Annotated in this window: 5 protein-coding genes; all 5 read left to right on the top strand. The window is 69.3% G+C overall.

Annotated features, from left to right (window positions below; all coding sequences use genetic code 11):
- On the top strand, positions 1–1,346 hold a 1,346-nt coding region (locus ACIHCQ_RS21670; RefSeq protein WP_399664494.1), incomplete at its 5' end, for a thioesterase domain-containing protein.
- Positions 1,343–1,798: a cobalamin-dependent protein gene (locus ACIHCQ_RS21665; RefSeq protein ID WP_399664491.1), complete on the top strand. Its 456-nt coding sequence runs from the start codon at positions 1,343–1,345 to the stop codon at positions 1,796–1,798. The genes ACIHCQ_RS21670 and ACIHCQ_RS21665, both read left to right, overlap by 4 nt.
- Complete coding sequence (locus ACIHCQ_RS21660) at positions 1,791–3,200, top strand: methylaspartate mutase (RefSeq protein ID WP_399664488.1); 1,410 nt, start codon at positions 1,791–1,793, stop codon at positions 3,198–3,200. Before ACIHCQ_RS21665 ends, ACIHCQ_RS21660 begins: the two co-directional genes overlap by 8 nt.
- On the top strand, positions 3,188–8,920 hold the full coding sequence (locus ACIHCQ_RS21655; RefSeq protein ID WP_399664485.1) for an amino acid adenylation domain-containing protein: 5,733 nt from the start codon (positions 3,188–3,190) through the stop codon (positions 8,918–8,920). The genes ACIHCQ_RS21660 and ACIHCQ_RS21655 overlap by 13 nt, the downstream gene beginning before the upstream one ends.
- Positions 8,917–10,326: a condensation domain-containing protein gene (locus tag ACIHCQ_RS21650; protein ID WP_399664482.1), complete on the top strand. Its 1,410-nt coding sequence runs from the start codon at positions 8,917–8,919 to the stop codon at positions 10,324–10,326. The genes ACIHCQ_RS21655 and ACIHCQ_RS21650 overlap by 4 nt, the downstream gene beginning before the upstream one ends.
- Positions 10,327–10,618 lie beyond the last annotated feature (292 nt).

The following is a 10,618-nucleotide window of genomic DNA, read 5'->3' as shown; positions in this document are numbered from 1 at the left end:
GCCGAGCCGACAACCAAATCAAAATCCGCGGCTTCCGCATCGAACCCAGCGAAATCGAAACCACACTCAACCAACACCCCGCCATCACCCACAGCTTCGTCACCCCCCACACCGACAAAACAAACCACAAACAACTCATCGCCTACATCGTCCCCACACCACCCCACACCCCCGACCCCACCACCCTCCGCCTCCACCTCGCCCAGCACCTCCCCGACTACATGATCCCCACCACCTACATCACCCTCGACACCCTCCCCCTCAACCCCAACGGCAAAGTCGACCCCCACGCACTGCCACTCCCGGAGCCGGCCGGCGTGCGTGGCCGCGCTCCCCGGACCATGCATGAAGGTGTGCTGTGCGAGCTGTTCGCGGAAGTACTCGGCGTACCCCATGCTGGTGTCGATGACAACTTCTTCGACCTCGGCGGTCATTCGCTCCTCGCGCCGCGGCTGATCAGCCGGATCAAGTCCGTATTCGGGGTCGCGCTGCCGATCCGCCGCCTGTTCGACCAGCCGACCGCCGCCGGCCTGGCCATGGTGCTCGGCGAGGAAGGCGAAGTGGGCAGCAGCAGCGCCTTCGGGACGCTGTTTCCGCTGCGCACCGCCGGCACGGCGCCACCCCTGTTCTGCATCCACCCGGTGGCCGGGGCCGCCTGGTGCTACGCCGGTCTGCCCCGGCATATCGGCCGGGACCACCCCGTGTACGGCCTCCAGGATCCCGGGCTCGGTGATGCCGGCCAACTGTTGTTCACCATCGCGGATATGGCGGCCCAGTACGTCGAGAGCATCCGTTCGGTTCGTCCCGAGGGGCCTTACCACCTGGCCGGCTGGTCCTTCGGCGGCCTGGTCGCCCATGAGGTCGCCGTCCAGTTGCAGCGGCTGGGCGAAACGGTCGGCCTGCTGTGCGTCCTGGACGGCTACCCGGTGGAACGGCACCCGAGCACCGGCCGGTTCGCACGGGACGTCGCGGGTGAGGACTCCGGCCCGGTTGCCCGGCTCCGCCGCCTGGCCGGGGTTTCGGTCGATCTCGACCGGCAGGAGGCCGAGGCCGTGCACCGCTGTATGACCAACAACATTGGCCTCATGCGTGAGTTCGTACCCGGAACGTTCACCGGTGACCTCACGTTCGTGACGGCGACGGAGGAGCGGGGGGACAATCCGCCGGAAGCGGCCGACTGGCGCCCCTTCGTGACCGGTGCGATCGACGAGCACCACGTCCCGTGCGGCCACCTGGACATGATGCGGCCGGACTCCCTGGCCCGGATCGGCTCCACCATCGCCCGTCGGCTCGGAGAGCTCACCCCTGACGCGCCGGCCTTCTCTCACCCGCGGAGGACCCCATGACCCAGCACAGGGAACACCGTGACGAGCGGCTGGTCATCCTCGGAGTCGCGGCCAGCGACTCCCATGCCGTCGCGAACCATCTGATCGCCATGCGTCTGCGGCTGGACGGATTCGTTGTGATCAACCTCGGCGTCTGCACACCGCTGGAGGAGTTCGCGGAGGCGCTGGAGGCGTACCCGGGCGCCGAGGCGGCGATCATCGGCAGCCTCAACGGACACGCGTACGAGGACCTGCGGCGGCTGCCCGCGCTGCGGCGGTCCGGCCGGCTGCGGGTGCCGGTCGTCCTGGGCGGCAACCTCTCCGTAGGCAGCCGGAAGACCGACACACATATACGGGAGTTGCGCGCCCTGGGAGTCGACCACATTGTCGAAGACCCGGATGACCTCACCGCTCTGCTCGACGCGATCAGGGCCCACCTCGCTGCCCCCGTCCCGGGGCGGTTGCATGCTTGACCTGGCCGCACTCCAACTGGATCCCGAGGTCACCGCCCGGCTCCCGGACGGCCAGGAGATCGTCCGCCACCTCACCCAGAGCCGGAAGAGAACCGTCCATGACGTCCTCCGTGAGGCGGTTCGCAGTGGCACGCCGGCCGTCCAGCCCCGGTGCGGGGTCGGCGGACACGCGGAAATGCTCGCGCTGCTGCGTGGCCTGGAAGAGGGAGCCGAACCGGACATACTCACCGTCACAATCGACTCCCACACCCGGCTCAAGCATTTCGCCACAGCCGCCATGACGCTGCGCGAGGATCCACGGCGCCTCAACGGCTACCCGCTGGTCGCCCATGGCTGGGAGCGCGGCCGGGAGCTGAACGACAGTGTGCGGGCCCCCTTGGAGGTGCGGCACGGCTCGCCGGACGCCCGCGAGTTGTTCGCGGTAGCGGTCGCGTCGGGCATCACCTCGTTCGAAGGAGGTGGGGTCACGTACAACCTGCCCTATGCGAAGGATGTGCCGCTGGCCCGGTCGCTGCGCGCGTGGCAGCGAGTGGACCAGATGTGCGGCGAGCTGGCACAAGCCGGTGTCATCGTCGACCGGGAGTTCTTCGGCTCGCTGACCGCGGTTCTCGTCCCTCCGTCGATCAGCCTCGCGATCACCCTGCTGGAGGCCATGGCGGCGGCCGCCTCGGGGGTGCGCTGCCTTTCCCCGGCGTATCCCCAAGGCGGGCAGATCCACCAGGACGTCGCGGCGCTGCGGTCGATTGCGGAGCTGGCGGCCCGCTACCTGCCCGCCGACGTCGAGGTCTTCCCGGTCCTGCACCAGTTCATGGGGGTCTTCCCCGCGGACGCGGGGACGGCCGACGCGCTGATCCTCTACGGCGCCCTGGCCGGACGGCTCGGCGGGGCCGCGAAGATCATCAACAAGACCAGCCAAGAGGCCCACGGTATTCCCGACCTGACGGCGAACGTCAACGGCGTCAGGACCTCGAGGATGGCCATCTCTGGATTTCTCGACTTCGTCACGCTGGACGAGGAACGCGTCGCGGAGGAGCAGTACTGGATCCAGCGCGAAGTGAGCGAGATCGTCGAACCAGTCCTGAGCGGGAGCAACCTGCTGGACGACATCGACACCGCGTTTCGCCGCGGACAGCTCGACATCCCCTTCAGCGCGAGCATTCACGCGCTGTCCCAGGTCGTTCCCAAGCGGGACAGCGGCGGGGCCATCCGCTACTTCGACGCGGGCCGGATCCCCCTCTCGGGTGCCTCCGCCGACTTCAACAGGTCCCGCCTCGATATGACGGGCGACGGGGCAGGGGACGTATTCATCGCGTCGATCAAGCGCGACATCAACTACTTCGCCACTTCTGGCCACAGACGTGCGCGTCACATCTCTGAAGGGGAGCGGCAATGGACCGTCTGACCTACTGGCGTCGCGGCCTCGCTGACGTCCCGGCACTACTGGAACTGCCCACGGACCGCCCGCGGCCCGCCCAGCCCGGCGGTCCACGCGCTACGGCCTCGTTCGCCATCGGGCCGGAGCACCTCAAGGCTCTGGACGACATCGCCGCACAGGAAGAGGCCACAGCACTCACCGTGGTTCAAGCGGCCCTTGGAGTCCTGCTGACCCGGCTGGGCGCGGGAACAGACCTCCCGATCGGAACAGTGACGGGTCCGGCGCGGGACGACGTGCTGGTGCTACGCGTGGACACCGGCGGTGACCCGTCGTTCCGGGACCTGGTACGAAGGGTGCGCGAGCAGGAACGGTCGGCACGCTCGCACGCGCTTCCCCTCGGCAAGGTACTGGAAACGGCCCCAACCGGCCGCTCCGGGCAGTATCACGCGCTGACCCAGGTGCGCTGCGGTGCCGCAGGCCCGCACCACGACGGAGCCGGGTACGCGCCGGACCTGGACGTGCGCATCATCGACGCGGCCGCCGCCGGCCTCACCGGACAACTCAGCGTTGCGGCAGCGATGTTCGACGAGTCGAGCGCCGAAATCCTGGCCCGCCGCCTGGAGCGTGTCCTCACCGCAGGAACGGCCGCGCCCGACCGGCCGGCCGGCTCCATCGACATTCTGGAACCAGGTGAGCGACTGCGCATGCTCCGGGACTGGAATGACACAGCGCGCCCCGAGCCCGAGCGGACCGCTCTCGCGCTCCTGGAGGCCCAGGCCCTGCGCACGCCCGACGCCCTCGCTGTCACCGCCCCGGACGCAGACCTCACCTATGCCGGGCTCCACTTCCGTGCCAACCGCCTCGCCCGCCTTCTCGTCGCACGCGGAGCCGCACCCGACGCGGTGGTCGTGGTGGCGCTGCCCCGCTCCGCCGAGTTGGTCGTCGCACTGCTGGCTGTCCTCAAGTCCGGCGCCGCCTACCTCCCCGTCGACGTCGACTACCCGGCCGAACGTATCGCCGCGATGCTCGCCGACGCACGGCCTGTGTGCGTCCTCACCACCAGGGTGGCGGCCCCGGTCACGACCCGCGGTGCGGGGCCGGACACCGCCGTGGTGCTGCTGGACGAACCCGCTACGGCCACTGCCCTGGCCGGCCTCTCCGATGCCACACTCTCGGACGGCGAGCGCCGGGAGCCCCTGCGGCCGACGAACGCCGCCTATGTCATCCACACGTCCGGATCCACCGGCCGCTCCAAGGGCGTCATCATCGAACACCGCTCACTCGCCCACTACTTGAGCTGTACTTCCCGCTCCTACAGCAGTGTGGGCGGAATTTCGTTGTGGCATGCGTCGGTCTCCTTCGACCTGAGCGTCACCTCGTTGTACGTGCCGCTGGCCGTAGGCGGCCGCGTCTGGGTGGGCGCGCTCGACACCGAGACAGCACGGTTCCCGGCGGCTCCCCGCGGATGCGATTTCCTCAAGGCCACACCGAGCGCTCTTCCCCTGCTGGCAGAGCTGCCGGAGAGCCTGTCGCCCTCGGGAGAACTCATGCTGGGCGGCGAGGCCCTGCAGGGCGAGGTGCTTGACGAATGGCGGGCCCGTCACCCGGGGGTGAAGGTCCTGAACGTGTACGGCGCGACCGAGACGACCGTCAACTGCTCGGAGTTCCACATTGATCCCGGTGTGCGGATACCGGCGGGCGTACTGCCGTTGGGCCGGCCCATGGACAACGTGAGCATGTACGTGTTGGACGACCGGCTGCGTCCCGTCCCGGCCGGAGTTCACGGTGAAATCTATGTGGCAGGCCCCGGCCTGGCCCGTGGCTACGCGCGCCAGGCCGGACTGACGTCTACGCGCTTCGTCGCTGACCCGTTCGGGGCGGCGGGCTCCCGCATGTACCGCACGGGAGACATCGGCAAGTGGACGAAGGACGGCCTGCTGGAGTTCCTCGGACGGGCGGACCACCAGGTCAAGGTGCGCGGCTACCGCATCGAGCTGGGTGAAATCGAGCAGGTCGTCACCGAACACGCGAGTGTCGGCCAGGCCAAGGTGATCGTGCGCGAGGACCGGCCGGGGGACAAGCGGATCGTCGCCTATGTCGTTCCCGCGCGATCCGGCGAGCCCGGCGAGCCCGTCGACGCCGGAGCGCTGCGCGTGCACGCGGCCAAGTGGCTGCCCGAGTACATGATGCCGTTCGCGATCGTATCCCTGCACCGCATTCCGCTGACCCCCAACGGCAAGGTGGACACCGGCCGTCTGCCCGTCCCGGATCCGGCCCCGGTGTCGGCCGGAGCCGCACCGCGCTCGCCCCGGGAGGAGGTCCTGTGCGGCTTGTTCGCGGAGCAGCTGGGGATTCCCGCGGTCGGCATCGATCAGGACTTCTTCGCACTCGGTGGGCACTCCCTGCTGGCCATGCGGCTCATCGGCCGGGTACGCGCGGTTCTCGGCGTGGCGGCGACGCCCGCCGATCTCTTCCGAGGGCGTACCGTCGAGGCGCTGTCCGCCCTGCTCGACGGGGCCGGGCCGGCCGAGGTCGTGCCGGACCTCACGGCTGGGGTGGAGCGATCGGCGCGGGCACCGCTGTCCGCCGGACAGCGCCCCCTCTGGTTCCTGGATCAGTTGAACGGACGGAGCGCGACCTACAACTCCTCGTTGGCGCTGCGGATGTCGGGGACGCTGAACCTGCCCGCGCTGCGCCAAGCGGTCCGGGACGTCGTGGAACGTCACGAAACCATGCGGACCAGCTTTCCTGATCATGAGGGCCAGCCGTACCAATTGGTCCTCCCGGTCAGCCGGCATCCCGGACTGGAGGTGGTCACCTCGGTACCGGACGGGCTGGAGGCGGCTGCCGCGGAGGCTGTCCGCCGTCCCTTCACGCTGAGTGCGGTCGCGCCGTCCCGGTTCATCCTGATCTCCGCCGGGCCCACGGAACACCTGCTGCTGGTGGTGATGCACCACCTGGCTACCGACGGTCTGTCCATGACACCGCTGATGCGGGATCTGCTGCGTTCCTACACAGCCCGTCATGGCGGCGAGGCGCCTGGCTGGGAGCCGCTGCCGGTGCGATACGCCGACTACGCCGCGTGGCAGCGCGACAGGCTCGGCGCGGCGGCCGACCCGTCGAGCCTGGGCTCCCGTCAGATCGACTACTGGCGCGGGGCGCTGGCCGGCACACCGGAAATGATGGACCTGCCGGTCGACCGTCCACGGCCCGCTGTCCCGTCGCACCTGGGCGGCACGGTCGGATTCACGATTGAAGCGGAACTGTATGCCCGAACGCGGAAGCTCGCCCGCAGTACGGGCGCCACTCCGTTCATGGTGCTGCACGCGGCGCTCGCCGCCCTGCTGACCCGGCTCGGCGCGGGCACGGACATCCTGGTCGGCACCGCCGTGGGCGGCCGCCCCGACGCCCGGTTGGACGGCCTGGTCGGCTACTTCGTCAACACCCTGGTGCTGCGCGCCGACACGTCCGGCGACCCCACCATGCGTGAACTGGCAACCCGGGTGCGGGATACCGACCTCGCCGCGTACGCACACCAGGACGTGCCGTTCGAGCGGCTGGTCGAGGAACTGAATCCGGCGCGCTCGCTCTCGCGGAACCCGTTCTTCCAGGTCATGCTCAGCCATAATGAAGCGCTGCCCGGCGCGGATGACGTGCCCAGCCTCGGCATCCGGCCGGTCACCCTCACTACGGGAACGGCGAAGTTCGACCTCGCCATCGACTTGTACGACAGTGCGGGCGACGGCCTGACCGGCTCTGTGGAGTACAGCTCCGACCTGTTCGACCGGGAGACCGCGGTCGGCCTCGCCGACAGGTTCGTACGCTTCCTCGAAGCGGTCACCACCGACCCCGACCAGCCGATCGGCTCGGTCGCCATCCTTTCCGATGAGGAACGGCATCGTGTCCTGACCGGCTGGAACGACACCGGCCGAGAGTTGCCGGAGGCAACGTTGGCGGATCTCTTCGAGACCCAGGCCTACCGGTCTCCGCAAGCGGTCGCGCTGGTCTCGGAGACCGGGGAACTGACCTACGGCGAACTCGAAGCCCAGGCCAACCGGCTCGCACGGCTGCTGGTGGCCCGCGGTGCCGGCCCCGAGCGGGCGGTGGCGGTGGCCCTCCCGCGGTCCGCGCAATGGCTGGTCGCCCTGCTCGCTGTCGCCAAGGCGGGAGGCGTCTATCTGCCCATCGATCCGGACCACCCGGCCGAGCGCATCGCTCTGACGCTCTTGGACGCGGCTCCGGTCCTCGCTGTGACCGATACTGGCACCGGCGCGGCCGTCTCCGCGGGTACACCCTCAGTGCTCGTGGACGACCGGGCCACCGTCCGTGAATTGGCGGGCCTGTCCCCGCGCCGGCTCACCGACGACGACCGGCTGAGCCCGCTGCTGCCGTCGCATGCCGCCTACATCATCTACACCTCGGGCTCGACCGGCCGTCCCAAGGGCGTTGTGGTCCCTCACCGGAACTTGCCGGGACTGGTCGCGTCGGTGTCCGGAGTCTTCGGCACCGGACCCGGCAGCAGGACCTCCCAGTTCGTCTCCCCGGGTTTTGACGTCATCCTCAGCGAAATGGCCATGTCCGTGCTGTGCGGCGGCACGATGGTGATGATCCCTGCGGAGCGCAGGCTCGGCCCGGCCCTCGCCGGCTTTCTCGCCGAGCAGCGGCTTACGCACGCGGATCTGCCGGTCGGGGTGCTGGAAACGCTGTCTGCCGACGATGTCCCGGTATCGACGGCCATCATCACAGGGGGAGAGCGCTGCTCTCCCGCCCTGGTCCGTCAGTGGTCGCGTGGACGGCGGATGTTCATCGCCTACGGCACCACCGAGACGACCGTCGACTCTGTCAGGTGGCCCTGTGCCATGGCGGGGCCCGACGGCCGGGTCCTGATCGGACGGCCGGACCTCAACGAGGCCGCGTACATTCTCGACCCGTGGCTGAATCCGGTGCCGCCCGGGGTCACCGGCGAGATCTTCTTGGCGGGCACGGGCGTCGCACGTGGGTATCTGGGACGTGCGGGGCTTACCGCGTCACGCTTCGTCGCCGACCCTTTCGGCCACGCCGGCGAGCGGATGTACCGCACAGGGGACCTGGGCCGGTGGACCCCGACCGGACATCTGGAGTTCATGGGCCGGGCCGATGAACAGATCAAGATCCGCGGTTTCCGCGTCGAACCCGGCGAGATCGAGGCTGTGCTCGGCGGGCATCCTTCCGTCGCCCGGTCGGCCGCGATCGTACGTGAGGACCGGCCCGGCGACCGGCGGATCGTCGCGTATGTCGTACCCCGGGACGACCGGCACGCCCGACCCGGGGAGCTGCCGGGCATGTTGCGCCGCCATCTGTCCGACCGGCTTCCCGACTACATGGTGCCGTCGTCGTTCGTCGTGCTGGACAGCCTGCCGTTCACCGTCAACGGCAAGCTTGACCGGAAGCGGCTGGCGGCTCCCGTCGCCGCTACGAGTGGCCTCCTGGCTCCGTGTACCCCGCAGGAAGAGCGGATGAGCCGACTCGTCGCCGAGGTGCTGGGCCTGGACCACGCCGGTGTCGAGGACAACTTCTTCGAGCTGGGTGGGCACTCTCTGCTCGCTGTCCGGCTGATCAGCAAGGTCCGTACGGCCTTCGGGGTGGAACTGCCGATCCGGGCGGTATTCGAGGCTCGTACGCTCGGCGCGCTCGCCGAGCAGCTGACCGGCGCACGCAAGTCCCGGCCGTCGATACGGCCGCGCACACAGAAGCGGGAAACGCTGTGACTCCCCTGTCCTTCGCACAACGGCGGTTGTGGTTCCTTTACCAGTTGGACGGACCGCAGCCCACCTACAACGTTCCATTGACGCTCCGGCTCTCCGGCAACCTCGACCGGGCGGCACTGGCCTCGGCGCTCGCGGACGTCACCGGACGCCATGAGAGCCTGCGCACCGTCTTCCCCGAGTCGGACGGCGAGCCGCACCAACGAATCCTCGGCCGCGACGAGGCCCGCCCCGAGCTACGGCTGCGTGATGTCACCCCGGAGGAGACGGGGTCGGCCCTTCGGGAGGAGATGGCCCACGCTTTCGAGCTGTGTGCGGAACCACCTTTCAGGGCGACCCTGCTGAGGCGCGGGCCGCGCGAACACCTCCTGTTGCTGCTGGTCCACCACATCGCCACCGACGACTGGTCCGTCACCCCGCTCACCAGGGACCTGTCCGAGGCGTACACCGCCCGCCACGCCGGCCGCGCGCCGCGGTGGGAGCCGCTCCCGGTCCAGTACGCCGACTACGCCGTGTGGGAGCGGGACGTGCTCGGCGACCGGCACGATCCGGACAGCGAGATGTCCGCTCATGTCGGCTACTGGCGCGAAGAGCTGGCGGGGGCTCCGGAGCTGCTGGAGCTCCCGACGGACCGGCCGCGGCCGTCAGCCATGTCGGGCCGAGGGGGGCGTGTCCCCTTCGGCTGGGACGAGGAGACGCAGGCCCGCCTCGTCGCGCTGGCCAAAGACACCGGCACGACCGTTTTCATGCAGGTGCAGGCTGCGGTGGCCGCTCTGCTGACGCGGCTGGGATCAGGGCATGACGTTCCACTGGGCGCGGCCTTCGCCAACCGGATGGACGAGGCACTCGACGACTTGGTCGGCTTCTTCACCAACACGCTGGTGCTGCGTACCGATACCTCCGGGAACCCGACCTTCAGGGAACTGGTGCTGCGGGTCCGGGAGAAGAACCTTCTGGCTCACACCCACCAGGAGGTACCGTTCGATCTGCTCGTCGAGGAGCTCAAGCCCACTCGCTCGCTCGGCAATCACCCGTTGTTCCAAGTCATGCTCGCCTATCAGAACGCCGGCTCTCTCGAAATGGACATGCCGGGACTCGACGTCTCCGTGACAGAGATTGACACCGGAGCCGCCAAATTCGACCTGGCGCTGACCTTCGCGGAGGAGACAACCGCCGCCGGCGAAGCCGCTGGCATGATCGGGGCGCTGCATTACTCAAGCGATCTGTTCGACCGCGGTACGGCCCAGTCGATCGCGGGCCGGCTTGACCGGCTGGTCCGCGCCGTCGCCGCCGGCCCGGATCTGCCCGTCAGCGCGGCGGAGATCCTTTCTCCGGACGAGCGCCGGGCGCTGCTGGTCGAGTGGAACGAGATCCAGGTACCTCTCAACGTCCTGTGGGCGAGCCGCTGAACGGCTTGCTGAGTCGCGGCCGGGGCGGCCGGCGGGCACGACGGAGATCGGCCGCGATCCGGTCCTGGATCACGGCCGCCTCCTCGGCTTTTCGGGCTTCACGCCCCTATAGGGCTCCTCACGCCGTCCGGGACCCGGGCCAACGGCGTTGCGTCGTCCGGGACGAACCAGTCCTACAGCCGTAGTCCGCGAACACCTGTGCCTCCCGGTCCGCCAGATACGTGGTGACCCCGCGCGCCCGCGGCGCCAAACCGACGGATGTACCGATCACCCGGTACCGACCACGGCCACA

Origin of the sequence: Streptomyces sp. NPDC052236, from assembly GCF_044548015.1 — a bacterium.
Taxonomy (GTDB): domain Bacteria; phylum Actinomycetota; class Actinomycetes; order Streptomycetales; family Streptomycetaceae; genus Streptomyces.
This window is presented reverse-complemented; position numbering and strand designations above follow the sequence as displayed.

Bases quoted from the DNA above. Each gene is read 5' to 3' on its own strand.
- ACIHCQ_RS21665 (WP_399664491.1), top strand. From the start codon at position 1,343: ATGACCCAGCACAGGGAACACCGTGACGAGCGGCTGGTCATCCTCGGA.
- ACIHCQ_RS21660 (WP_399664488.1), top strand. From the start codon at position 1,791: ATGCTTGACCTGGCCGCACTCCAACTGGATCCCGAGGTCACCGCCCGG.
- ACIHCQ_RS21655 (WP_399664485.1), top strand. From the start codon at position 3,188: ATGGACCGTCTGACCTACTGGCGTCGCGGCCTCGCTGACGTCCCGGCA.